The organism is Micromonospora sp. NPDC049645, assembly GCF_040675155.1.
In the GTDB taxonomy this organism is placed as follows: Bacteria; Actinomycetota; Actinomycetes; order Mycobacteriales; family Micromonosporaceae; genus Micromonospora.
The window spans coordinates 488,077-511,423 of sequence record NZ_JBFAOI010000003.1; the positions used below are offsets into that span (position 1 = coordinate 488,077).

The 23,347-nt window shown below is 72.6% G+C and carries 25 protein-coding genes; 6 read left to right on the forward strand and 19 right to left on the reverse strand.

Going from position 1 to position 23,347, the window contains the following annotated elements; translation table 11 throughout:
• Positions 1–31 precede the first annotated feature (31 nt).
• Positions 32–1,540: a lysine--tRNA ligase gene (lysS, locus tag AB0J33_RS10855; protein WP_363612119.1), complete on the reverse strand. Its 1,509-nt coding sequence runs from the start codon at positions 1,538–1,540 to the stop codon at positions 32–34.
• Positions 1,541–1,628: 88 nt separating this feature from the next.
• Between lysS and AB0J33_RS10860 the strand changes: the two genes are divergently transcribed.
• Positions 1,629–2,366, forward strand: a complete 738-nt coding sequence (locus AB0J33_RS10860) for a class I SAM-dependent methyltransferase (protein WP_363612121.1) — start codon at positions 1,629–1,631, stop codon at positions 2,364–2,366.
• A gap of 10 nt (positions 2,367–2,376) precedes the next feature.
• Here the strand turns inward: AB0J33_RS10860 and AB0J33_RS10865 are convergent, their stop codons facing one another.
• From AB0J33_RS10865 to AB0J33_RS10895, 7 genes are all read right to left on the reverse strand, one after another.
• The gene (locus AB0J33_RS10865) at positions 2,377–3,135 is read right to left on the reverse strand and encodes a type III pantothenate kinase (protein WP_238660076.1); all 759 of its coding nucleotides are present in this window, start codon (positions 3,133–3,135) and stop codon (positions 2,377–2,379) included.
• Between the two features lie 17 nt (positions 3,136–3,152).
• On the reverse strand, positions 3,153–4,049 hold the full coding sequence (nadC, locus tag AB0J33_RS10870; RefSeq protein ID WP_363612123.1) for a carboxylating nicotinate-nucleotide diphosphorylase: 897 nt from the start codon (positions 4,047–4,049) through the stop codon (positions 3,153–3,155).
• Positions 4,046–5,743: an L-aspartate oxidase gene (locus tag AB0J33_RS10875; RefSeq protein WP_363612125.1), complete on the reverse strand. Its 1,698-nt coding sequence runs from the start codon at positions 5,741–5,743 to the stop codon at positions 4,046–4,048. The genes nadC and AB0J33_RS10875 overlap by 4 nt, the downstream gene beginning before the upstream one ends.
• Before the next feature lie 98 nt (positions 5,744–5,841).
• Positions 5,842–6,738 carry a septum formation family protein gene (locus AB0J33_RS10880; RefSeq protein ID WP_363612127.1) on the reverse strand — a complete coding sequence of 299 codons (897 nt, stop codon included), beginning with the start codon at positions 6,736–6,738 and terminating at the stop codon, positions 5,842–5,844.
• A 96-nt stretch (positions 6,739–6,834) separates the two neighbouring features.
• A complete protein-coding gene (gene panD / locus AB0J33_RS10885; RefSeq protein ID WP_030327945.1) occupies positions 6,835–7,263 on the reverse strand; it encodes an aspartate 1-decarboxylase in 429 nt (142 codons plus the stop codon).
• Positions 7,264–7,305: 42 nt separating this feature from the next.
• On the reverse strand, positions 7,306–8,154 hold the full coding sequence (gene panC, locus AB0J33_RS10890) for a pantoate--beta-alanine ligase (RefSeq protein WP_363612129.1): 849 nt from the start codon (positions 8,152–8,154) through the stop codon (positions 7,306–7,308).
• 114 nt (positions 8,155–8,268) lie between these two features.
• Entirely contained in the window at positions 8,269–9,234 is a 966-nt protein-coding gene (locus AB0J33_RS10895) for a Rossmann-like and DUF2520 domain-containing protein (RefSeq protein ID WP_363612131.1), read from the reverse strand.
• 298 nt (positions 9,235–9,532) lie between these two features.
• On the opposite strand from AB0J33_RS10895, the gene AB0J33_RS10900 reads away from it, so the two are divergent.
• Complete coding sequence (locus AB0J33_RS10900; RefSeq protein WP_363612133.1) at positions 9,533–10,819, forward strand: SAM-dependent methyltransferase; 1,287 nt, start codon at positions 9,533–9,535, stop codon at positions 10,817–10,819.
• Entirely contained in the window at positions 10,816–12,003 is a 1,188-nt protein-coding gene (locus AB0J33_RS10905; protein WP_363612135.1) for an NADH-quinone oxidoreductase subunit D, read from the forward strand. The genes AB0J33_RS10900 and AB0J33_RS10905 overlap by 4 nt, the downstream gene beginning before the upstream one ends.
• Positions 12,004–12,021: 18 nt before the next feature.
• Here the strand turns inward: AB0J33_RS10905 and AB0J33_RS10910 are convergent, their stop codons facing one another.
• From AB0J33_RS10910 to AB0J33_RS10925, 4 genes are all read right to left on the reverse strand, one after another.
• Positions 12,022–13,767, reverse strand: a complete 1,746-nt coding sequence (locus AB0J33_RS10910) for a hypothetical protein (RefSeq protein ID WP_363612137.1) — start codon at positions 13,765–13,767, stop codon at positions 12,022–12,024.
• A 110-nt stretch (positions 13,768–13,877) separates the two neighbouring features.
• Entirely contained in the window at positions 13,878–14,882 is a 1,005-nt protein-coding gene (locus AB0J33_RS10915) for a glycine betaine ABC transporter substrate-binding protein (RefSeq protein WP_363612139.1), read from the reverse strand.
• Between the two features lie 200 nt (positions 14,883–15,082).
• Positions 15,083–15,823 (reverse strand): ABC transporter permease subunit, encoded by a 741-nt coding sequence (locus AB0J33_RS10920; RefSeq protein WP_363612141.1) that lies wholly within the window; start codon positions 15,821–15,823, stop codon positions 15,083–15,085.
• Positions 15,820–16,506: an ABC transporter permease gene (locus AB0J33_RS10925; RefSeq protein ID WP_363612143.1), complete on the reverse strand. Its 687-nt coding sequence runs from the start codon at positions 16,504–16,506 to the stop codon at positions 15,820–15,822. The genes AB0J33_RS10920 and AB0J33_RS10925 overlap by 4 nt, the downstream gene beginning before the upstream one ends.
• A 29-nt stretch (positions 16,507–16,535) precedes the next feature.
• On the opposite strand from AB0J33_RS10925, the gene AB0J33_RS10930 reads away from it, so the two are divergent.
• Positions 16,536–17,513, forward strand: a complete 978-nt coding sequence (locus AB0J33_RS10930; RefSeq protein ID WP_363612394.1) for an ABC transporter ATP-binding protein — start codon at positions 16,536–16,538, stop codon at positions 17,511–17,513.
• A gap of 75 nt (positions 17,514–17,588) precedes the next feature.
• Here the strand turns inward: AB0J33_RS10930 and AB0J33_RS10935 are convergent, their stop codons facing one another.
• The 7 genes from AB0J33_RS10935 to folP form a co-directional block, all read right to left on the reverse strand.
• The gene (locus tag AB0J33_RS10935) at positions 17,589–18,020 is read right to left on the reverse strand and encodes a hypothetical protein (protein ID WP_363612145.1); all 432 of its coding nucleotides are present in this window, start codon (positions 18,018–18,020) and stop codon (positions 17,589–17,591) included.
• A 125-nt stretch (positions 18,021–18,145) separates the two neighbouring features.
• A complete protein-coding gene (locus AB0J33_RS10940) occupies positions 18,146–18,454 on the reverse strand; it encodes a hypothetical protein (protein WP_279515403.1) in 309 nt (102 codons plus the stop codon).
• A 115-nt stretch (positions 18,455–18,569) separates the two neighbouring features.
• The gene (locus AB0J33_RS10945; RefSeq protein ID WP_363612147.1) at positions 18,570–19,784 is read right to left on the reverse strand and encodes an ABC transporter permease; all 1,215 of its coding nucleotides are present in this window, start codon (positions 19,782–19,784) and stop codon (positions 18,570–18,572) included.
• A gap of 119 nt (positions 19,785–19,903) precedes the next feature.
• On the reverse strand, positions 19,904–20,443 hold the full coding sequence (locus AB0J33_RS10950; protein WP_363612149.1) for a DUF3180 domain-containing protein: 540 nt from the start codon (positions 20,441–20,443) through the stop codon (positions 19,904–19,906).
• A 19-nt stretch (positions 20,444–20,462) separates the two neighbouring features.
• Complete coding sequence (folK, locus tag AB0J33_RS10955; RefSeq protein WP_363612151.1) at positions 20,463–20,990, reverse strand: 2-amino-4-hydroxy-6-hydroxymethyldihydropteridine diphosphokinase; 528 nt, start codon at positions 20,988–20,990, stop codon at positions 20,463–20,465.
• A complete protein-coding gene (gene folB / locus AB0J33_RS10960; protein ID WP_363612153.1) occupies positions 20,987–21,355 on the reverse strand; it encodes a dihydroneopterin aldolase in 369 nt (122 codons plus the stop codon). Before folB ends, folK begins: the two co-directional genes overlap by 4 nt.
• The gene (gene folP / locus AB0J33_RS10965; protein ID WP_363612155.1) at positions 21,352–22,248 is read right to left on the reverse strand and encodes a dihydropteroate synthase; all 897 of its coding nucleotides are present in this window, start codon (positions 22,246–22,248) and stop codon (positions 21,352–21,354) included. The genes folB and folP overlap by 4 nt, the downstream gene beginning before the upstream one ends.
• A gap of 356 nt (positions 22,249–22,604) precedes the next feature.
• Here folP and AB0J33_RS10970 point away from each other — a divergent pair, with 356 nt between their 5' ends.
• On the forward strand, positions 22,605–22,919 hold the full coding sequence (locus AB0J33_RS10970; RefSeq protein WP_355005962.1) for a hypothetical protein: 315 nt from the start codon (positions 22,605–22,607) through the stop codon (positions 22,917–22,919).
• A 13-nt stretch (positions 22,920–22,932) separates the two neighbouring features.
• Positions 22,933–23,295, forward strand: a complete 363-nt coding sequence (locus tag AB0J33_RS10975) for a hypothetical protein (RefSeq protein WP_151488070.1) — start codon at positions 22,933–22,935, stop codon at positions 23,293–23,295.
• The last annotated feature ends 52 nt before the right edge of the window (positions 23,296–23,347 follow it).

A 23,347-nucleotide genomic window follows, 5' to 3' on the forward strand; every position in this document is an offset into this window, starting at 1 on the left:
CCCGTTGCGGCTCGGCGTGAGCTCGTCGGGACTACTCCTGGCGGACCAACGGGAAGAGGATCGTTTCCCGAATTCCGAGGCCGGTCAGGGCCATCAAGAGCCGGTCGATTCCCATTCCCATACCGCCGGCCGGCGGCATTCCGTACTCCATCGCCCGAAGAAAGTCCTCGTCGAGACGCATCGCCTCGTCGTCACCGCGGGCGGCCAGCTGCGTCTGGGCGACGAGCCGTTCGCGCTGCACGACCGGGTCGACAAGCTCGGAGTACGCGGTGCCCAGCTCGAAGCCGAGCACGTAGAGGTCCCACTTCTCGGCCAGCCCCGGCTCGCTGCGGTGCGCCCGGGTGAGCGGGCTCGTCTCCTCCGGGTAGTCCCGGACGAAGGTGGGCGCCTCCAGACCGGGAACGACCAGTTCCTCGAACAGTTCCTCGGCCAGCTTGCCCGGGCCCCACTTCGGGTCCACGGCCAATCCCACCTTGTCGGCGTACTCCACCAGGCGGGAGCGTTCGGTGCGGACCGTGACCTCCTCACCCAGCGCTTCGGAAAGCACACCGAACAACGTCACCGACCGCCACTCGCCGCCCAGGTCGAACTCCCGTCCGTCGGCGTGGGTCACCACGGTCGAGCCGCTGACCGCGATCGCCGCCTGTTGCACGAGATTGCGGGTCAACTCGGCCATCGTGTCGTAGTCGCCGTACGCCTGGTACGTCTCCAGCATCGCGAACTCCGGCGAGTGCGAAGAGTCGACACCCTCATTACGGAAGTTGCGGTTGATCTCGAAGACTCGGTCGACGCCACCGACCACGGCGCGCTTGAGAAACAGTTCCGGAGCGATTCGCAGATACAGATCGGTGTTCAGCGCATTGCTGTGGGTCACGAACGGTCGGGCGGCCGCTCCGCCATGCAGGAGTTGCAGCATCGGCGTTTCCACCTCGATGAAACCCTGCCCGTGCAGTGAATCGCGCAGACTGCGCACCGCGGCGGCCCGGGTACGCACCATCTCCCGCGCCTGGGGCCGCACAATCAGGTCGACGTAACGCTGCCGGACGCGCGCTTCCTCGGAGAGGGGCTTGTGGGCCACCGGCAGTGGTCGTAGCGCCTTGGCGGTCATCTCCCACTGCTCGGCCAGCACCGACAGCTCACCCCGGCGGCTGGTGATCACCTCACCGCTGACACCCACGTGGTCGCCGAGGTCGACAAGACGCTTCCACGCCTCCAGCCGCTCCGGCCCGACCCGGTCCAGGGAGAGCATCGCCTGCAACTCGGTGCCGTCGCCGTCCCGGAGGGTCGCGAAGCAGAGCTTGCCCGTGTTACGTACGAAGATCACCCGGCCGGTGACCGCAACCTGATCGCCGGTCGCGGTGTCGGTCGGCAGGTCGGCGTAGCGCGCCCGGACCTGCGCCAGGGTGGTCGTACGGGGGAAGCCGACCGGGTAGGGCTCCACGCCCTCGGCGAGCATCCGGTCCCGCTTCTCCCGGCGGACCTTCATCTGCTCGGGAAGGTCGTCGGCGGGGTCCACTGGCACGGGGTTCTGCTCGCTCACGGCACGCTTCCTCGTCACGGAGATACGGGGGGTCAGGCCCGAGCGTACTCAAGCGGTCCGGAGGGTGTTACGGGATAACCTGCCCGTCATGGTCGATCACACTCCCGCCCTCTCGTTCGGTGCCGCCGCGAGCGATTACGACCGGTTTCGACCACGTTATCCCGAGGCCGCCGTTCGTTGGGCACTCGACGGGCTGCGCGACGCCCGGGTCGTCGATCTGGGCGCCGGCACCGGCATCCTCACCCGTGGCGTGCTCGCCCTCGCCCACCAGGTGACGCCGGTGGAGCCGGACCCGGAGATGCGCGCCCAACTGGACGCCGCCACCCCCGACACCACCGCGTTGGCCGGCGGCGCCGAATCCGTGCCGTTGCCGGACGGGTTCGCGGACGCAGTGGTGGTGGGGCAGGCGTACCACTGGTTCGACAGGGAGCGGGCGCACGCCGAGATCGCGCGGATACTGCGGCCGGGTGGGACGTTCGCTCCCATCTGGAACCTTCGGGACGACCGGGTGGGCTGGGTCGCGGAACTGGGACGGATCGCCCACCTGGGGGACAGCCCCGGCAACGTGGTCGACAAGTACACCGACTTCGGTTCCGCCTTCGGACCGATCGAGCTGGGCGAGTTCGCCCACCACACCGTGCTCACGCCGGACGAGGTCGTCGCCATGATGCACACCCGCTCGTACTGGATCACCGCCTCGGCAGAACGGAGGGAGACGATCGACGTACGGCTTCGGGAGCTGTTCGCCACCCACCCCGACCTGGTGGGGCGCGCGGCGGTCGAGCTGCCGTACCGGACGTTGGTGCTGCGCGCCCGACGGCGCTGAACCAGCGGGGTCACAGGTTGCGTTCGTAGACCATCCGCAGGCCGATCAGCGTGATCATCGGTTCGTGGTGGGTGATGCTGCGACACTCGTTGATCACCAGGGAGGCGAGGCCGCCGGTGGCGATCACCGCCCGCACCTCGCCCAACTCCTCGGTCATCCGCTCGACGATCCGGTCCACCTGGCCGGCGAAGCCGAAGTACAGGCCGGCCTGGAGGCATTCGACGGTGTTCTTGCCGATCACCGAGCGGGGCTTGGTGGCCTCGACCTTGCGCAGCTGCGCGGCCCGCGCGGCCAGCGCGTCGAAGGAGATCTCGATGCCCGGGGCGAACGCGCCACCGAGGAACTCACCGCGCTCGCTGATCACGTCGAAGTTGGTGGTGGTGCCGAAGTCCACCACGATCGACGGGCCGCCGTAGAGGGTGTACGCGGCCAGGGTGTTCACCACCCGGTCGGCGCCCACCTCCTTGGGGTTGTCGATCGCCAACTGCACCCCGGTCCGCACCCCGGGCTCGACGACCACGCTCGGCAGGTCGGCGTAGTAACGCTTGAGCATGGTGCGCAGCGACCGCAGCGCGGCCGGCACCGTGGAGCAGGCGGCCACACCGGTGATCTCGACGTTGTCACCGGCGAGCAGGCCCCGGAACATCAGGCCCAGCTCGTCCGCCGTCGAGCGGGCATCGGTCTTGATCCGCCAGGAGTGCACCAGCTTGTCGCCGTCGAAGGTCGCCAGCACGGTGTTGGTGTTTCCGATGTCGATGCAGAGCAGCACGCACGCAGCCTAGACAACTACTCGCTGCGCAGGTCCAGCGCGATGTCCAGGATCGGCGACGAGTGCGTCAACGCGCCCACCGAGAGGAAGTCGACGCCGGTGGCCGCGTACCGGCCGGCCACGTCCAGGGTCAGCCCGCCGGTCGCCTCCAGCTCCGCCCGGTCACCCACCGCGGCCACCGCCTCGGCCAGCACCTCGGGCGTCATGTTGTCGCAGAGCAGGAAGTCCGCCCCGGCCTCCACCGCCTCCACCGCCTCGTCGACGGTGGTCACCTCGACCTGCACCGGCACCTCCGGGAACGCCTCCCGGACCCGCCGGTAGGCCGCCGTGATCCCCCCGGCCGCCAGCTTGTGGTTGTCCTTGATCATGGCCACGTCGTAGAGGCCCATCCGCTTGTTGGTGCCACCACCGGCCCGCACCGCGTACTTCTCCAGCGCCCGCAGGCCCGGCGTCGTCTTGCGGGTGTCCAGCACCATCGCCTTCGTGCCGGCCAGCGCATCCGCCCAGGCACGGGTGTGGGTGGCCACCCCGGACATCCGGCAGAGCAGGTTGAGCGCCGTCCGCTCGGCCGTCAGCAACAACCGGGTCGGGCCGGTCACCGTCGCCAGCACGTCGCCGCGAGCCACCCGCTCGCCGTCGCGGGCCAGCACCGACACCTCGACGGTACGACCGAAGCCGGTCACCTCGCCCACCAGCTCGAACACGGCGGCGGCCACCGCCGTCCCGGCCACCACCCCGTCCGCGCGGGCCACCAGGTCGGCGGTGTCGGTCTGCTCCGCCGGAATGGTCGCCACGCTGGTGACGTCCAGGAAATCCGGGCCCAGGTCCTCGACCAGGGCACCCTCGATCACCTGGCGTACCTGCGCCGGATCCAGCCCGGCCGCCCGCAGCGCCGCCTGCGTCGACTCCGTCATCGCGTTGTCCCCTCCCACTGTTGCGTCACCCGGCCCTGCGCCCCGACCGCCCCGACGAGGTGGCCCAGCCACCGTTCGTCGGCCGTCGGGAAGTCCTCCCGCCAGTGGCAGCCCCGGGTCTCCCCGCGCGCGTACGCGGCGGCAACCAGCGTCGACGCCACGGTGAGCAGGTTCGTCGCCTCCCAGTCGGCGGTCCGCGGCCGACCCCGGGCAACGCCCAGCTCGGTCAACGTCGCGGCCGCCCCGGCCAACGTCGCCGCGGATCGGAGCACCCCGGCCCCCCGGGTCATCGCCCGTTGCAGGGTCGGCGTCGCCTCCGCCGGCAGCACCCAGCCCGCACCCCCGCGCCAGGCGCCGGTGTCCGCCGGCTGAGCCTGCTCGGGCAGACCGGCCGCGATGTCCTCGGCGATCCGCCGGGAGAAGACCAGACCCTCCAGCAGCGAGTTACTGGCCAACCGGTTCGCGCCGTGCACACCCGTGCAGGCCACCTCGCCGCAGGCGTACAGGCCGGGGATGGAGGTGCGGCCGCGCAGGTCGGTGCGAACCCCACCGGAGGCGTAGTGCGCGGCCGGCGACACCGGGATCAGGTCGGTCGCCGGGTCCACGCCGATCGCCAGGCAGGACGCCACGATGGTGGGGAACCGACCGGCCAGGAAGTCGCCGCCCAGGTGCCGTGCGTCCAGGAAGACGTGGTCCGCGCCGGTGGCCAGCAACACCCGGTGGATGCCCTTGGCCACCACGTCCCGGGGAGCCAGCTCGGCCAACTCGTGCTGGCCCACCATGAACCTCTTGCCGTCCGCGTCCACCAGGTACGCGCCCTCGCCGCGCAGCGCCTCGGAGACCAGCGGCTGCTGCGCGTGCCCGGCACCGGGCACGCCCGCGCCGGGCGGGGTGATCAGGGCGGTCGGGTGGAACTGGACGAACTCCACGTCGGTCACCGCCGCGCCGGCCCGCAACGCCAGCGCCACCCCGTCCCCCGTGGAGACCGCCGGGTTGGTGGTGGCCGCGAAGACCTGCCCCATCCCACCGGTGGCCAGCACCACCGCCCGGGCCAGCAGCGCGCCGACGCCGTCCTCGCTGCCCTCACCCAGCACGTGCAGGGTGATCCCACAGGCCGGGCCGAGCCCGTCCGGGCCGTCGCCGGGCGCGCGCAGCAGATCCAGCACGAGGGCATGCTCGACCAGCCGGATCCACGGGTCGCGCTGTACCGCGGCGTGCAGGGCCCGCTGCACCTCGGCGCCGGTCGCGTCCCCGCCGGCGTGCACGATCCGGTCCGCCCGGTGCCCGCCCTCGCGGGTCAACATCAGCGAGCCGTCCGGGTGACGATCGAACTCGGCGCCGATCCGGATCAGCTCACGCAGCCGGGTCGGGCCCTCCTCGACCAGCACGCGGACCGCCGCCGGGTCGCACAGCCCGACCCCGGCGATCTCGGTGTCCCGGGCATGCGCAGCCGGACTGTCGGCCGGGTCGAGCACGGCCGCGATGCCGCCCTGCGCCCACCGGGTCGAGCCGTCGTCAATGTTGACCTTGGTGACGACCGTGACGTGCAGACCCGCCTCCCGCAGGTGCAACGCCGCGGTCAAACCGGCCACGCCGGAACCCACCACGATCACGTCGGTGGTCTCCACCCAGCCGGGCGCGGGCGCGGCCAGCAACGCGGGCAGGGCAGGCAGGTCGACGGTCGGCAGGTCCATCCCCCCAGTCAACCCGAACCGTCCTCGCCCGGGGCGGCGGGGGCGGGACGAGTGTTTTGGGCGACCCCGGACGCTCCGTGCCGGCCGTCAGGCCGTGGTCACTTCGTCCGGAACGGCAGACCAGCCGGGCCCGCGCCCTTCAGCGAGGCGGTCACCGTACGGTCGCTGAGCCACAGGTAGCAGCGGACGCCCCGATCACCGACCTTCCAACGCCCCGGCCCCGGCGGACGGACCACCACACCGCTGCGGAAGCGCAGGCCCGCGTCGTCGGGAACACTCGCGTACCTGGCGAGGACGCTGCGACAACCCGTGTAGAGCGGCAACCAGTCAGTTTCCCGGGTCGGATACGCCCGGTCCGGTGCGCGCCACACCCCGACGAACTCGGCGTCGTGCGGCTTGCCGCACTCCACCGGGATGAGCGTCTGCACACCCCGGCCGGACCCACCCCGGGTCTGCTGGCAACCCAGCCGCAGCCCGCCGGGGGTCTTCAACGCGTCCCGCAGGCTGCCCGACCGGACGACCACGGTGGCCGCCGCCTCGACCGTGGTCAGCTCGGTGAGGTCGCACCGGAACCACCGGGAGCCCGTCGCCCAGCCCGGCCCGTTGGGCAGCGCCACGGACAGCCGCAGCCGGCCCGAGCGCCAGTCGTCACCCAGATAGCCGGTCGCCCGGGTGTCGCACTCGGCGAACGCGCCCCGCAGCTCCGCCGAACCAGTCGCCGGCGCGGTCGTCCGCTCGACCGGGAACGCCCCCACGTGCACGGTCTCCAGCCGATGCGGACCGGCGCAGTCCACCGGCTGGTAATTGGCCAGGCTGACCAGATCGGTGAAGTCGGCGGCGTGACACACACCGGCCGCCGGGGTGAACGCCGACGGCACCGGCAGCGCCGCCCAGTCGTCGGTCAGATCACCGTCCAGGCCGCCGGACCCGGCGCAGCCCACCAGCAGCACCGCCGTCACGGCAGCGGCGAACAGGGTCGTCCTGGCACGGCGCATCGCGGCCTCCCCCAGCCACCGACCGGCTTCCGCCAGCGTGCCCAGGGTAACCGGAAATGACCTTCCGGTAACAGACCGGAATCGGAGTACGCGGGATCAGACTCCGGACACGGCCAGCGGACTGGGTACCGGGTTCCCGGCCGTGCCGGGCGCAGCCGCAGCCGGATCGGCACCCAACTCGATCACCCGGTTGTCGGCGTCGACGTGCACCACCCGGGGCCGGTAGGACCGGGCCTCGGCGTCGTCCATCTGCCCGTACGAGATCAGGATGACCAGGTCACCGGGGTGCACCAGGTGCGCGGCGGCACCGTTGATGCCGATCACGCCGCTGCCCCGCTCACCCGGGATCACGTACGTCTCCAGCCGGGCGCCGTTGGTGATGTCCACGATCGCCACCTGCTCGCCGGGGAGCAGGTCGGCGGCGTCGAGCAGATCCTCGTCCACCGTCACCGAGCCGACGTAGTGCAGGTCGGCCTGGGTCACCGTGGCTCGGTGGATCTTCGACTTGAGCATGGTCCGCAGCATCGGGGTGGCCTTTCGCGGGATTGGTGGAGGACGGCGGCCGGGTCAGCGGCGCGGGGCGAGGTGGATCGCCGCGTTGTCGATCAGACGGGTGGCGCCCACCCAGGCGGCGATCACCAGCCGGGCCGGCCCGGACACCGGCCCCGGCTCCAACTCGGGATCGGTGAGCACCAGGTAGTCGAGGCGGGCGCCGGGCGTACCGGCACCGAACGCGGCGTGCGCGGCGGTCAGCACCGCCCCCGCGTCCAGGCCGTCGTCGGCGGCCCGCGCACCGGCCCGCAGCGCGGCGGAGAGGCTCAGTGCGGCGGCCCGCTCCGGCTCGCTCAGGTAGCGGTTGCGGCTGGAGAGCGCCAGCCCGTCCGGCTCCCGGACGGTCGGCACGCCGACCACCTCGACCGGTACGTCCAGGTCTCGGGTCATCCGCCGGACCAGGGTGAGCTGCTGGTAGTCCTTCTCACCGAAGAACGCCAGGTCCGGCCGGGTGAGCTGGAGCAGCTTCAGCACCACGGTGAGCACACCGTGGAAGAAGCCGGGCCGACTCGCGCCCTCCAACTCCCCGCCGAGCGGCCCCGGGTCGAGGCGGACCCGGGGCTGCCCGTCCGGGTACATGTCCGCCACCGACGGCGCGAAGACCAGATCGGCGCCCGCCCGCCGGCACACCTCCAGGTCGGCGTCGAGGGTGCGCGGGTAGCGGTCGAAGTCCTCGTTCGGCCCGAACTGCAACGGGTTCACGAAGATCGTCACCAGCACGTGGTCGGCCTGCTCCCGGGCCGCGCGCAACAACGTCTCATGCCCGGAGTGCAGCGCGCCCATGGTCATCACGACCCCGACCGTGCCCTTCAGCCCGCCCCGGGCCTCGGCCAACTCGGCGCGCGTGTGAACGACCTGGGTCACGGCGCCACCTCGGTTCGCGACTGCGGGGCTCGCAAGATCGGCTCACTCCTCGCGCTCACGGCGTCACCTCGGTTCGCGACTGCGGGGCTCGCAAGATCGGCTCAATCCTCGCGCTCACGCGGCCACCTCCCGGCCGGTGTCGGCGAGCACGCCGAGCAGCGACTGCGCGTCCACCGGCCGCAGCCGGCCGGCGGCGATCGCCCGGTCGGCGGTACGACGGGCCAGCGCCAGGTACGCGGGAACGGACTCCGGTGCGGTGGCCGCCAACCGGACCAGGTGCCGCCGCACGGTGCCCGCGTCACCACGCGAGACCGGGCCGGTCAACGCGTCGTCGCCGAGGCTCAGGGCGTTCTCCAGCGCGGCCCGCAGCAGCGGGGCGAGCACCTTCTCCGGCCGGGACACCCCGGCGTCCCGCAACCGGTCGGTCGCCTCGTTGACCAGGGTCACCAGGTGGTTAGCGCCGTGGGCCAGCGCGGCATGGTAGAGCGGACGATCCGACTCGGCCACCCACTCGGGGACGCCACCGAGGTCGGTGACCAGCCGGGCAGCCAGCTGACGCAACTCCGCCGGGGCGGTCACCCCGTACGAGATGCCGTCCAGGCGGGCCAGGTCGTCCGGAGTACCGGTGAAGGTCATCGCCGGGTGCAGGGCGAGCGGCCGGGCGCCGGCTGCGACGGCCGGTGCCAGCACGGCCAGGCCGTGTGCTCCCGACGTGTGCGCGACGAGTTGGCCCGGGCGCAACGCGCCCCGCTCCGCGAGGTCGGCCACCACACCGGCCAGGGTGTCGTCCGGCACCGCGATCAGCAGCAGGTCGGCGGCGGCGTGGGCCACGGCGACGGCCGGGCGGCGGGGCACCTCGGGCAGCAGCAGGGCGAGGCGGGCGCGGCTGGCTCCGGAGTTGCCGGAGACGGCGACCACCCGGTGCCCGGCGGCGGCGAGCGCGGCGCCCAGCACGGAACCGACCCGACCGGCGCCAACGACACCGACGGTGAGCACGCGGGAGGTGGAGGGAGTGGCGGAGGTACCGGGAACGGCCTGCCCGTGAGGGGCGGCCGAACGCGGGCGCGACGGTGCGCTCATAACGATCCAGTCCTCGAGTAGGGGTACCGGTCGATCGCAAGTATGCGCTCGGCCCACCGAACCCGGACAAGCATGTGTGAAAACCTTCACCACCGCCTGGCCCCCACCCGACCCGCCCCAGGCCGGACCGCATCGATCATGGAGATGTGGTGCCCGTTTAGGCAACAGAACGGGCAAATGTCCCCCACCACGACTCCATGATCGACGGCGCAGCGCGCGAGGGTGGGATCACGGGTCGCCCCGTCACCGGTGACCGTAGGGTCGGCACGGTGACCCACGCGGAAACCGGAATGAACTGATGTCGAGACTGTGGCGGGACGCCATGGCCGGTGCCCTCTACGGGCCGGGAGGCTTCTTCGTGGCCGGCAGCGGGCCGGCCGATCACTTCCGCACCAGCGTGCACGCGTCCCCGGCGTTCGCCGCCGCGCTCCTCCGCCTTGTCGAGGAGGTGGACGCCGCCCTCGGCCACCCGTCGCGTCTCGACGTGGTCGACGTGGGGGCTGGGCGTGGGGAACTCCTGCAAATCCTGCTGGCGTCCGTCGGGCTTGCGGTGGGGGTTTCCGGGGAGCCCGCCCACTCCGGGCGGTCAGGCTTGATCCCTCCGCGGGCGGGCTCCCCGGCAACCCTGACTCCCGCGACCTCCGCCCGTCGGCCGCCGGACGAGCCGTCGTTGGTCACCGCCCGCCCGTCGCTTGCGGAACGGATCCGCTTCACAGCGGTGGAGTACGCGAACCGCCCCGAGAACCTGCCCGAAGAGATCAACTGGGTGTCTGAGATCCCCGGCGGGATCACGGGAGTGCTGCTGGCTACCGAATGGCTGGACAACGTCCCCCTCGACGTGGCAGTTCACACCGGAGACGGCTGGCGGTACGTACTGGTCGACCCCGACAGCGGTGTGGAGACGATCGGGGAACTGGTCAGCCCTGCCGACCTCGACTGGCTGACCGCCTGGTGGCCCAGTCCCGCGAGCGCTCCGAGGGCAGCCAGTGGCCGGGATCTGAGGGTGACCTCAATGGACGCGACAGGCGGAAGCGCGTCGGGTTTCGGGGCAGCCCGGCCGGCGCAGGGATCAAGCCTGACCGCCCGGAGCCGGCCGGGCTGCCCCGAAACCCCCCACAGCGACCACCGCGCAGAGATCGGCAGACCACGGGACGAGGCGTGGGCCAACGCAGTGCAGAAGGTCGAGCGGGGCCTGGCCGTGGCCGTCGACTACGGGCACCTGCGGGACAGCAGGCCAATCGACGGGACGTTGACCGGATACCGGGGCGGACGGCAGGTGCCCCCGGTGCCCGACGGGTCGAGCGATGTCACCGCGCACGTGGCCATGGACTCGGTCGGCTCCGCTGGTGCGGCGGTCGCCCGGTGCGCGTACTCCCTGGTCTCGCAGCGGGAGGCGCTGCGGGCGCTCGGGGCCGACGGCCGGCGACCGCCGCTCAGCCTGGCCGGCACCGACCCGGCCGCCTACGTGCGGGCGCTGGCCGCCGCGTCGTCGGTGGCCGAGCTGACCGACCCGGCCGGGCTCGGTGGGCACTGGTGGTTACGCCAGCCGGTCGGCATCCCGCTCGGGCCGGCCGTGGCACGATGACGGGCATGACCACCGACGCCGGGGCCCTTCGTGAACTGACCGTCGGCACCGGGGCCGGGCTGATCGCCGGCACCGGTGATCAGCAGCTCGGCACCGACATGGTGCTGAACATCGGTCCGCAGCACCCCTCCACACACGGGGTGCTGCGGCTGAAGCTGGTGCTCGACGGCGAGCGGGTGGTCTCCTGCGAACCGATCGTCGGCTACATGCACCGGGGCGCGGAGAAGCTCTTCGAGGTGCGTGACTACCGGCAGATCATCGTGCTGGCCAACCGGCACGACTGGCTCTCGGCGTTCTCCAACGAGCTGGGTGTGGTGCTCGCGGTGGAGCGCCTGATGGGCATGGAGGTGCCGGAGCGGGCCACCTGGCTCCGGATGGCCCTCGCCGAGCTGAACCGGGTGCTCAACCACCTGATGTTCCTCGGCTCGTACCCGCTGGAGATCGGGGCGATCACACCGATCTTCTACGCCTTCCGGGAACGGGAGACCATCCAGGCGGTGATGGAGGAGGTCTCCGGCGGGCGGATCCACTATATGTTCAACCGGGTGGGCGGCCTCAAGGAAGAGGTGCCGTACGGGTGGACCGGCCGGGCCCGGGCGGCGATCGGCGAGGTGCGCCGCCGGTTGCCCGACCTGGACCACCTGATCCGGCGTAACGACATCTTCCTGGCGCGGACCGTCGGCGTGGGTGTGCTCTCCGCCGCGGACGCCGCCGCGTTCGGCGCGTCCGGGCCGGTGGCCCGGGCCTCCGGTCTCGACCTGGACTTGCGCCGCGACGACCCCTACCTGGCCTACGACGAGCTGGACGTGCCGGTGGTCACCAAGACCGCCGGGGACTGCCATGCCCGTTTCGAGGTGCTGCTCGACCAGGTGTACGCGTCGCTGGACCTCGCCGAGCAGTGCCTCGACCGGGTGGACCGGCTGACCGGGCCGATCAACACCCGACTGCCGAAGGTGCTCAAGGCACCGGAGGGGCACACGTACGCCTGGACGGAGAACCCGCTCGGCATCAACGGCTACTACCTGGTGTCCCGGGGCGAGAAGACGCCGTGGCGGCTGAAGTTGCGCACGGCCTCGTACGCCAACGTGCAGGCGCTGGCCACCCTGCTCCCCGGCTGCCTGGTCCCGGATCTGATCGCGATCCTCGGCTCGATGTTCTTCGTGGTCGGCGACATCGACAAGTGACCCGGGCCACCTGACCGGTCACCGCCAGCGGTCGGTGGGCGGCGCGCCGCCGGCCCGCGGCACGTCGTCCTGGGGCGGGTAGCCGTACCGCTCGTCGACCCGCCGCCGGCCGGTCCGCTCCGGTACGGGTTCCGCCTGGTGGCCGCGCTGGCGCGGTGGACGCCACTCGTCCGGCACCGGCACCCCGCCCACCGGCAGCGCGGGCCGTTCCGGGTCGGCCCGCCAGCCGCCGTCGCGGTCATGGCGGCGGGCCGGCTCGTCCCGGGGGTACGACTCACGTTCCCCGTACCGGCCGGTGTCGTCGTGCCGGCGAGGCTCGTCGTAGTCGTACCGGCCCGCGTCGTCGTGGCGGCGGGGTTCCTCGTACCGGCCCGCTTCTTCGTACCGGCCCGCTTCTTCGTACCGGCCGGCTTCTTCGTGGCGGCGGGGTTCCTCGTGTCGGACGGCGGCCCAGCGGTCGGCGACCCGGTACTCGGTGCCGGTGGCGTCGGCGTGCACCTCGGCCCGGCGCTCGCCGACCCGCAGCTCCCGGCCGTTCTCGTCGTCGCGGACGGCGGCCCATCGGTCACCGGCCCGCAACTGCGACCAGTACTCGCCGGTGTCGTCGGCCCGCAGCGGCGGCCCGGGCTGCGGCGCGGCGGCGCTCGCCCGATCACGCTGCTCCGACCAGCCACGATCGTCCGGGCTGTCCCACGAGTTCGGGGCCGGCCGGTCCGGTGTGCGGTGCGACCGTGCCGCCGCCGCCGGCTCGTCGGGCTGGGCGTACGCGTCACGCCGATCGGTCCACTCCGGCTCGTCGCGGCGGCCCGCCCAACCCGGCTCGTCGCCGTACCCGGTCCTGGGACGCTCCTCCGGCTCGCTCCGGGCTCGGCCGGTCGGGCGGGGCCGTTCGTCGGCGCCGCCACCGCGGGTCCACTCCTGCGCGGGCGGGGTCCACTGGCCGGCGTACCCGCCGCCGTAGCGCCCGGCCGGCTCGGCCGCGCCACCGTCCACCACGGTGTGCCGGGTGGTGACGTGCACCGTCTCGGTGTGCCGGACCACGCCACCCGGCCGGTGCGCCGGTTCCGGGCGATGCGCCGGTTCCGGGCGGTGCGCCGGTTCCGGGCGGTCGTGCTCCCGGGGGCGGGCGGAGCCGTACGTCCCCGAGGCGGCTGGCGGCTCGGCGGCGGCCCGTGCGTACGCCGGCTCGTCGTCGTCCGTGTGCCCGGAGCGACCCCATCGGGGCGCGTCGTCGGGGCCGGACACCCGGGCTCGGCCGGCCTGCGCGTCACCCGGCACCGGAACCCGGCTATGGGCCACCGGCGCGTCGTCGACCGGCGGCTCGACGGCAGCCACCCGCGCGCGCCCGGCGCCGGGCGGCTCGACGGCGGGGGCGGCGCCGGCCAGGGCGGCGCCGCTGGCGTCGAGCCGGCGGCGCACCGCGACGATCTGCTCCTGGGCCCGTTGCGCCTGGTCGAGCGCCTGGTTACCGCGTTGCGCGGCGGCCACGATCTCGCTGCGCAGCTCCCGACGCAGTTGCTCGATCTCGTCCAGCAGCTCGTCGGCCCGCGCGGAGTCGCCCTCACCGTCGGGCCGCAGCGCGATGGAGAGGCCGATCAGCACCACCGCGAGAATGGCGAGCACCGCGGCGAAGCGCAGTGGACCGTTGCCGTCGGCCACCAGCAGGATCAGCGCCGCCACCGGCGCGAGCGCGACGCCCGCCCAGAAGAGCATGGTCAGCAGCGGTGGTCGACGCCGCACGTCGGAAGTGGCCGGGGCTGGCATGGATGTGCAGCCTACCGACGATATCCACCGGAGGGAACGGGGTCCCCGGGACGTGCGGACGCCTCCGCCCCGACCGGGGCGGAGGCGTCCTCAGCACGTACGGGAGGGGCTCAGCTGGTGGCGAAGGCCCCATCCGAGGAGAAGATCAAACCCACGCTGATCGAACCGTCGCGCAGGCCGCTCTTGGTGAGCGGTCCACCCTGGTCCAGCGAGGAGAACTTGCCCACCGACAGTCCGTACGTCTTCTCCAGGCCCGGCTTGCAGAACGGACGCTGCTCGCACTCCGGCGGGCCACCCAGCACCGTCGCGCTGCCGGAGCACTTGGCCGCCAGCTCGGACAGGGTCCGTACGCCGTACTTGTCGGCGAATGCCTGGGTCACCGCGAAGGCGTTCTGGTCCTGTGCGGCGGCCGGGGTGCCGAAGGTGAGGCCCACCTTGTCGCCCTCGGCCTTGAGCGCGGTCACCGTCGTGTTGATGTCGGGCGAGGAGACCGGCTGGGCGTTCTGGCCGTTGGCCTTGGTGTTGAGGAACTCGGCCATGGTCGCCGCGTACTCCGGAACGACCTGGATCTCGCCCTTCTCCAGAGCCGGCTCGTAGAGCTCCCGGTTGCCGATCTGCTGCACCTTGACCTGGTAGCCGGCGGCGGTGAGCGCGATCCGGTACAACTCGCCCAGGATCTGACTCTCGGCGAAGTTGCCGGCACCCACCGTGATGTCACCGCCGGGGCCCTTGGCGATGCCCGCGGTGAGGTTGTTCGCGCTGGCGAACTCCTCGGCCGCCACCTTGGGGGTCTTGCGGTCCTCGTTGACCGCCTTGTTGAGCTGGATCAGCTTCGGGGTGTCGAGCGCGGCGGAGACCTTGTCCAGTGCGGCGATCAGCTGCGGGTTGGCCGCCTTGCTGTTCACCGCCGGAATGATGTTGTCGGAGTTCTGGAGCTTCTTGTCGTCCTGCAGGGCGATGAGTTGCTGACCGGCGACCGGGGCGCACCCGGCACCGGAGGCGCTCTGCTGGGGCTTGTCGGTGCCGGACGAGCCGGCGTCTCCGCATCCGGTGAGGAGCGCGGCTCCGGCGACGGCGCTGACAGCCCCGATAGCCAGACGTGTACGTGCGCGCATGTGCCCGCCTTCCGTGTCCCGGCGCGGCCCGTCCCGGGCCGGCCGCGTGTCCGACGGGCGATCCTGAAAGTCGGTCGCCCGCGAATGTCCACCCAACATGCTCCGCACGCGACCGACAACCTGGGATGGACTTCGTCACCTCATCGTCACCGATCGGTGCGGCGTGGGTCGCCGGCTCGACGCAGGCTCACCCGGACGGGTCAGGCGCTCCCGGTGGCGTCGGCGGCTCGGGGCCGCCCCAGACGTTGCCGCCCCCGCCGCAGCGGTTTCGGGGTGACCAGCCGTTCGACGCCGCCGAGGACGACCTCGGCCAGCAGCGCGAGCGCGGCCACCAGCACACCGCCGGCGACGATCTGCCCACCGCCGGCCGCGATGCCGATGCCGAAGCCACTCCGGATGATCTGGCCGAGGCCGCCGCCGTTGACGAAGGACGCCAGCGCGGCGGTCGCGATCACCTGGACCGCCGCGGTCCGGAACCCGGCCGCCAGGTAGGGCACCGCGAGCGGCAACTCCACCCGGCGCAGCAGCTGACCGCCGGACAGACCCATCCCGAGGGCCGCGTCGCGGGCCTCCGGATCCACCTGCCTCACCCCGGTGTACGCGTTGGCCAGCAGCGGCGGCACGGCGAACACCGCCAGCGCCACCACGACCGGTGTCTTTCCGAAGCCGCTGGCGAAGACCACCGGCAGGATGGTCAGCAGCGCCAGCGTGGGGATGGCGAGAGTGGCGTTGGAGATCAGCACCACGAGGCCACCACCTCGGCCGAGGTGCCCCAGCCAGAGCCCGAGCGGCCAGGCCACCAGGCAGCCGAGCGCCACCGCCAGGGCCGAGATCGTCAGGTGCTCGCCGAGCCGGTCCAGCAGGCCGCCCGGGTTGGTCCAGTTCAGCGGGTCGTTGATCCAGGTGATCGCCTGGCCGACCGGGTTCTCCGCGACGGTCACCGTGCCCTCCGGCTGGACCAGGGGGTCACCAGTCGGGCGACCAGGATGAGCAGCAGGTCGAGCACGATCGCGAGCGCCACGCAGAGCAGGGCGGCAGTCATGATCTCGGCCTTGTAGAGGTTGTTCTGGAAGCCCGCGAAGATCAACTGCCCGAGTCCACCGTGCCCGACCAGCACCCCGACCGTGACCAACGCCACCGTCGAGACGGTCGCCAGCCGTACGCCGGTCACGATGCCCGGCAGCGCCAGCGGCAGGTCGATCCGGAACAGGCGACGCCACCGGCCGTAGCCCATGCCCTCGGCGGCCTCGCGGACCTCGGGAGGCACCTGGTTGAGGCCGGCCACCACGTTGCGCACGATCAGCAGCAACGCGTAGAGGACCAGCCCGACCAGCACCGTCGTCGCCCCGGTGCCCAGGTAGGGCGCGATGAACGCGAAGAGCGCCAACGACGGGATGGTGTAGACCACGCCACTGACGGCGAGGATCGGACCGGCGAGCGGACGGACCCAGTACGCCAGCACGGACAACGGCAGGGCGATCAACACCGCGATCAACACCGCCCGCCCGGTGAGGGAGGCGTGTTCGCGCAGCGCGGCGAGGATCGTGTCAGAGTTGTCCCGCACGTACTGCCAGGAGAACCAGGGGTTACCCGGGTCGGCCCGGTAGCTCAGGCGGAAGGACATACGTGGACGTTACCCCGGAGGCTGCCAACGTGGCCCAATCCCCTCGCGCGGCGTCGATCTCCCTGAAGGGCATCCAGAAGCGCTACCCGAACGGCACCGAGGCTGTCCGGGAACTCAGCCTGGATGTCCGGGCCGGCGAGCTGACGGTGCTGATCGGCCCGTCCGGCTGCGGCAAGTCGACAGTGCTGCGCATGATCAATCGCCTGATCGAGCCGACCGCCGGCCGCATCACGCTCGGCGACGAGGACGTCACCGACGCCGACCCGGTGCGGCTGCGCCGCCGAATCGGGTACGTGATCCAGAACGTCGGCCTCTTCCCACACCAGACGGTACGAGCCAACGTGGCCACCGTGCCAGGTCTGCTCCGGTGGCCCAAGGGGCAGACCCGGGCGCGGGTCGACGAGCTGCTCGACCTGGTCGGGCTGGACCCGGCCGAGTTCGGTGGTCGCTACCCGCACGAGCTGTCCGGCGGTCAGCGGCAGCGGGTCGGGGTGGCGCGGGCGCTCGCCGCCGACCCGGTGGTGCTGTTGATGGACGAGCCGTTCTCGGCCGTCGACCCGATCGTCCGGGCCCGCCTCCAGGAGGAGTTCCTCCGCCTTCAGGCCGAGGTGCGCAAGACGATCGTGCTGGTCACCCACGACCTCGACGAGGCGGTGCGACTCGGCGACCGGATCGCGGTGCTCTCCGCGGGCGGGCACCTGGAGCAGTACGACACACCGGCCGCCCTGCTCGGCGCACCCGCCACCGAGTTCGTCCGCGAGTTCGTCGGCGCCGACCGGGGCATCCGCCGGCTGGCGGTCACCCCGCTCGACCGGGAGTCGCTGGAGCCGGTGCCCGGAGAGGCGGCGGCCGACCTGCCCACCGTCGCCGTGGACGGCTCGGCGTACGACGCGTTGGCGGTCCTGCTCACCTCGGGCCGGGACCGGCTCATCGTGACCGACGCCGGCCGCCCGGTGGGTGCGCTCAGCCGACAGCGCCTCCTCGACCTCGGCCGCCCGACCGGCTGACCAACCTCGGTCGGCTGGGCTGCCTCGGTCCGGTCAGGCTCGTCCGGTCAGGCTCGTCCGGTCAGGCTCGTCCGGTCAGGCTCGTCCGCCGAGGCTGGCGGTGCCGATGATCCACCCGGTGAGGAAGCCGTAGCCGGCGCCGGTGCTGGCGTCCTGCAGGGCGCCGAGCAGTGACGGTGCCGGGCCCAACAGTGCCGCCAGCACGGCAGCGAGCCCGGCCGCCAGCACGTACGCGGCCCAGCCGGAGAAGAACTGGCTGACCGGGCCGGGCACCCGGGCGACCTGGGCGGCCGGCAACAAATAGAGCAGCGCCACCGCGAGGACCACCAGCAGTACGGCACGCACGTCGGCGGCGAACAACCCGCCGGCCTGCCCGTCGGCGTCGAGCCGCCAGGCCGGCCAGGCGAGCAGGCGCGCGTAGAAGGCGCCGCCCGAGTCGGGGTCGGTCTGGGCGGCGGCCCAGCCCGCGTACGCCGGACTGCCGCAGATGCCGACCAGCAGCAACACGGCGAGCGCGCCGGTGCCGGCGGCCGTGCCGTAGCGGCCGACCGGGCCGGAACGGTGGACGAACGACGCGATCCGCCCAGGCCCCGAACCGGTGGTTCGGGCGGACCTGGGCTGCCCGGAGCGGCTCAGTGCTTCATCAGGTAGTCGATGAAGGCGGCCCGCAGCAGCGGCGCCGACTCCTCGTAACCGTGACCGGTCAGCTCCCGCCACAGCGCGTTGGCCTCGTCGATCGTGGGGCCGATCGAGTTCGGGGCGCCGTCCAGCACCGTGGCCTCGTCCGCGTTCGGCAGGTGGCGCAGCACCGACCAGTAGAAACCCACGTCCCGACGCTCCCGGGCCCGGGCGAACGCCCGCTCCCGCAGCTCCTCGGTGGACAGCGCGTCAAGCTCCTCGAATGAGGTTCCGCCGGGGGTGGCGGCAGGTGTGTCGGTCATGCCGCCGAGCCTATCGGTCGAGATCAGCTACGGCTCGGCGGACGCGACGGGCTCACCGCTCGCGCGACGGGCCTCACCGCTCGCGCGACGGAACTCACCGCTCGCGCGACAGGGCTCACCGCTCGTCCGTGTCCCACCGACGCGGGCTGTCCTCCCAACGCGGATCCCGCCACGGGTCGACCGGTTGCGGCGCGGCCTGGGTCGGCAACGTGGGAGGCCAGTTGTCGACCGACTGCTGCTGCGGCATCGTCCACCCCGAGCTGATCGTGCCGTCGCTGACCGGCTCGGGCATGTCGACGCTGCCGGGTCGGGGTCTCCCGAACGTCTCCACCAGCCGGGTGACCAGCAGCCCGACGCCGAGCGCGGCCCCGCCGACCTCCCAGTTGCTCAGCGTCCAGCCGCGCTCCGGGGCGTACACCTGGAAGACGGCGACCAGGCTGACCGCCAGCACCGTGCCGAACACACCACCCCGTCGGCCGTACGCGCTGGTGCCGGCGAGCAGCGCCACGCCGATCGCCAGCACCGTCCAGTCCAGCCCCGACGTGGGCGCCACCGGCTCGGGATCGTTGGCGGCGAGCAGCACGCCGGCGAGAGCCGCCAGCACCGTGGAGACGACCAGCGCGACGGCGGTCACCGCGGCGGCCACCGCGCCCCGCCGACGGGCCGGATCGGCGATCGGCCGGTACCGGCCGACCAGCCGGCGGATCGCCCGGATCGCACCGAACAGCCCGCCGAGGGCGGCCACCGCGGCGAAGCCGGCGAAGAGGTACCCGGCGTTGCGCCCCGGGTCGTAGTCGCCCTGCACCAGCACGGGCGCCGAGCGGCGTTCGATGTACACCACCACCGCTGCCGCGCCGGCCAGGCTGACGGCCCAGCCGGGCACGTGCAGGACCACCACGGCCAGCGCCAGCGCCAGCCCGCCCACCGCGGCGACCGCCACGGCCGGGCCGATCGACGCCGGCAGGCCCCGGTCACCCTGTTCGGCGTATTGCAGGGCGGCCGCGACCGCGACCGGGCCGACGGCCAGGTTCGGAGCGGCCGTACGCAGGCTCACCCCGGCGGCCAGGGCGAGCAACCCGAGCCCGACCGCGTCGACCAGCAGCGTGCGCAGGTTGCCGTCGCGCAGGGCCGCCGGGTCGTCCTGCCAGAGCAGCCATCCCACGGCCGCCAGCCCGACCAACAGCAGCAGCTCCCACCCCACGTGTACGCCGATCCGGTCCCGGCCCGGCTCACCGTGGGTGGGGTCGTCGAAGACGTTCTCCAGAACGGCGGACGGCACCCCCGACGAGGGTTCGGCCGACCGGTCCCGGCCCGCTTCTTCGTACCCCATCACGCCGCCTCCCCAGTGGCCGACCGTCCCCAGTCCGGCGCGCGGACGGACCCCGGGCGGCCCTCGCTCTCCGATCGCAGGCACCGTACCCGCGCCCGCAGCCGGGCGTAACCCCCTGCTCAGCGCTGGCCGGGGCGGCTCTCCCGTGGGTCCTGCTCGCGCTCGTCGTCCGGCCGCTCCGGCACCCGGCAGGAGCGCTCCAGCCACAGCGCGGCGCCGACCAGGGCCAGTGCGGCGAGCAGCCCCCCGCCAGCGGCCGGACGGTCGTCCAGCGCGGCGCGGGTGGTCTCCACGAAGAGCCAGCCGGTGAGCCCCGCGTAGAAACCGGCGAAGATCGACGCGGCCAGCGCCGACGCCTTGGCCAACACCACGAAGCGGGCCACCATCAGCGGGTTGACCGGGTCCCGGCCGGGCTTGCGCTCGATCCGGCCCCGGGTGTTGATGGCGGCGTACGCCTCCAGCACGGCGAGCCCGGCCAACGTCACCACCGGCAGCCAGGGCAGTCGGGGAATGCCGCTGTAGTAGAGGGTGCTGATCAGCAGCCAGGCCACCGCCGCGGCGGCCAGGCCGGCAACGACCAGGGTCGAGATCCGGGTCGGGCCCATCCGAGACCGATCCGGGTCCGACCCGCCCGGGGGTGGGGGCTTGGCCTGCGTCATGCCGGCCGGTTCCGCTCGGTCATGTCGTCGACTCTAACGCCAACTCCGGCCGGGGACGCAGTTCCAACGCCTCGTCCGCCACGGGGCCGGTGGTCAGCAGGTCGGTCAGCCAGCCGTGACCGGGCAGCCGACCGTACGGCTGGATGTCGATCCACGGACGCAGCACGAAGGCGCGCAGGTGCGCCCGGGGGTGCGGCAGGGTCAGCTCCTCCTCGTCGCTGAGCACCGGCTCGCCGTCGTCACCCCAGACCGCGATCACGTCCACGTCCAGGGTGCGCGGCCCGAACCGCCGCTGCGGATCCCGGACCCGGCCGGCCGCGCGCTCCGCGTCGCGGGCCCGCTCCAGCCAGTCGCGCGGGGCCGCGGTCTCGTCCTGGACGAACACCACCGCATTGAGGTACGCGGGCTGGTCGGTGTCGCCCCACGGCGGAGTCTCGTACACCCCGGAGAGCGCGAGCACCGCGTCGCCCAGCGTGGCGACCGCCGTACGCAGGTGCTCCAGGCGGTCGCCCAGGTTGCTGCCGAGCGAGAGGACGGCCTGGGTCACCGGGCACGCGTCCGGGTCATGGTGACGGCCACGTCGGTGAAGGTGTGCGGCACCGGCGCCTCCGGCTTGTGCACGGTGATCGTGGCGGTGTCGACCCGCTCGTCGGCCAGGCAGACCGCGAGGAGCCGGTCCGCGAGGGTCTCGATCAGGTTGACCGGCTCGCCGGTGACCACGGCGACCAGCTGTTCGGCCAACTCGCCGTAGTGCACGGTGGTCGTGACGTCGTCGCTCGCCGCGGCCGGGGCGAGGTCCAGCTCCAGGACGGCGTCGACCACGAAGTCCTGCCCCTGTTCGCGCTCGAAGTCGTACACCCCGTGCCGGCCCCGCGCCCGCAGGCCGGTCAGCTGGATCCGGTCCGTCGTCATCGCCGTACCTCCTGCTCGTGGTCGGGGAGCGCCCGGCCCTGGTCGTGCGGTGCCACGGCGAGGCGCGGGCTGCCGGTCGCGGCCCAGACAGCGAGCGCGTCGGCGGTGGCCCGCACGTCGTGCACACGGACGCCCCAGGCTCCGGCGGCGACCGCCAGCACGCTGGTGGCCACGGTGGCCGCCTCCCGCTCGGCGGTCGGTCGCGGCGTGCCGTCCGGGGCGGCGAGCAACCCGCCGAGGTACGACTTGCGGCTGGCCGCGAAGAGCAGCGGGTAGCCGAGATCCAGCAGCTCCGACAGCCGGGCGGTGAGCTCCCAGTTGTGCGCGGCCGTCTTGGCGAAGCCGAGCCCGGGGTCGACGATGAGGCGGTCGGCGGCCACCCCGGCGGCCAGCGCCTCGTCGATCCGTTGGGCGAGTTCGGCTCGGACGTCGGCCACCACGTCGCCGTAGGTGGCCAGCTCGCGCATCGCCCGGGAGTGCCCGCGCCAGTGCATCAGGACCCAGGGGCAGTGCGCGTCGCGGACCACGCGGGCCATGTCCGGGTCGGCCAGCCCACCGGAGACGTCGTTGACCACCGCCGCGCCGGCTGCCAGGGCGGCCTCGGCCACCTTTGCGCGGCTGGTGTCGACACTGACCCGGACACCGGCGGCGGTCAGCTCGCGGATGACCGGCAACACCCGGTCGGCCTCGGTCGCGGCGTCGATCCGCTCGGCGCCCGGACGGGTCGACTCGCCGCCCACGTCGACCAGGTGCGCACCGGCGTCGCGCAGACGGACGCCGTGTCCGACGGCGGCGTCCAGGTCGGCGTACCGTCCGCCGTCGGAGAAGGAGTCCGGTGTGACGTTGAGGACGCCCATCACCACCGGGCCCGAGGCCCGCACCAGATCGGTCACGACTAGACGGTACCGGTCGCGGCAGCGGTGCCCAGCGGCCTGGGTCGCCCTCGCACCACCACCCCTGACGTGCCGATTAGAACAGGTGTACGATCGGTCATCCGGGCAGTATCCGGCAGCCCCTTCGCGGCTTGTCGCAATCCGGGGCGGCCCGTACGCTTTGGAATTGGCCAGCATCGAGATGGCGAAGCTTGGAGGGAGGGCCGAAGCGGGGGAAAACCGCCCAAACCTCGCCACCCTCCGTGGTGAGTAACGAACACAGGGTCAAGAACGCCATGCTCTGTGGAGCACTTTTCCCGCCAGGTCTGCCTATTGCACCGCCGCGGCATCGCCGGCCGCGCTATGGGGAGGTTCCAGTGATCGCCTACGAGCTCATGGAGACGGCGTCGTCCGGCGTCGCCCACGCGCTCTCCACCCTGGCGTCGACTCCGCTCGCGGAGCCGGCCCCGAAGGGGATCGACACGAACAGTGTCGTCACCTTCTTCGCCAGCAAGATCGCGCCGATCCTGCTCGCCGTCCTGGGCGTCATCTTCATCGGCCGCGCCAGCCGAGGCGAGATCTCCAAGGTGTTGACCAGCTCCGCGATCGCCATCGTCGGGCTCGCCTTCATCGCGGGCGCGGCAACACTCTTCTTCGTCGGCGATTACCTGATCGACCTGATCTTCGAATAGGCGCGTTCACCAGATGCGGCTGCGCACCGACGACGACATCTACCGGGCACGCCTGGTCTACCTCGGGCCGCCCGGTTACACCCTTCCGGTCCACCTGCCCTACGCCCAGTACGGGCTCTTCATCCTGCTGGTCCCCCTCTACATGTTCATCCACTGGCTGTTCACGTTCACGGTCGAGCTATTCCCCGCCTGGGAGATCGCGCTCGCCATCGTGACCACGTCGTTCATCTTCCGGCACGTCGACCCCGACCGGCCGGCGCGGGTGGTCATCCGCACCGCGCTGACCGACTGGCGACGCACCCGGGAGCCGGCGGTCGAGCAGCGCGACCCGCGCCTGGTCGGCAGCCGGATCAGGATTCGGGAGGAGCTGGCATGACCGGACGTGCGTCGAACGGTCCGTCGCAGGACATGGGCAGGGTTCTGCCGAC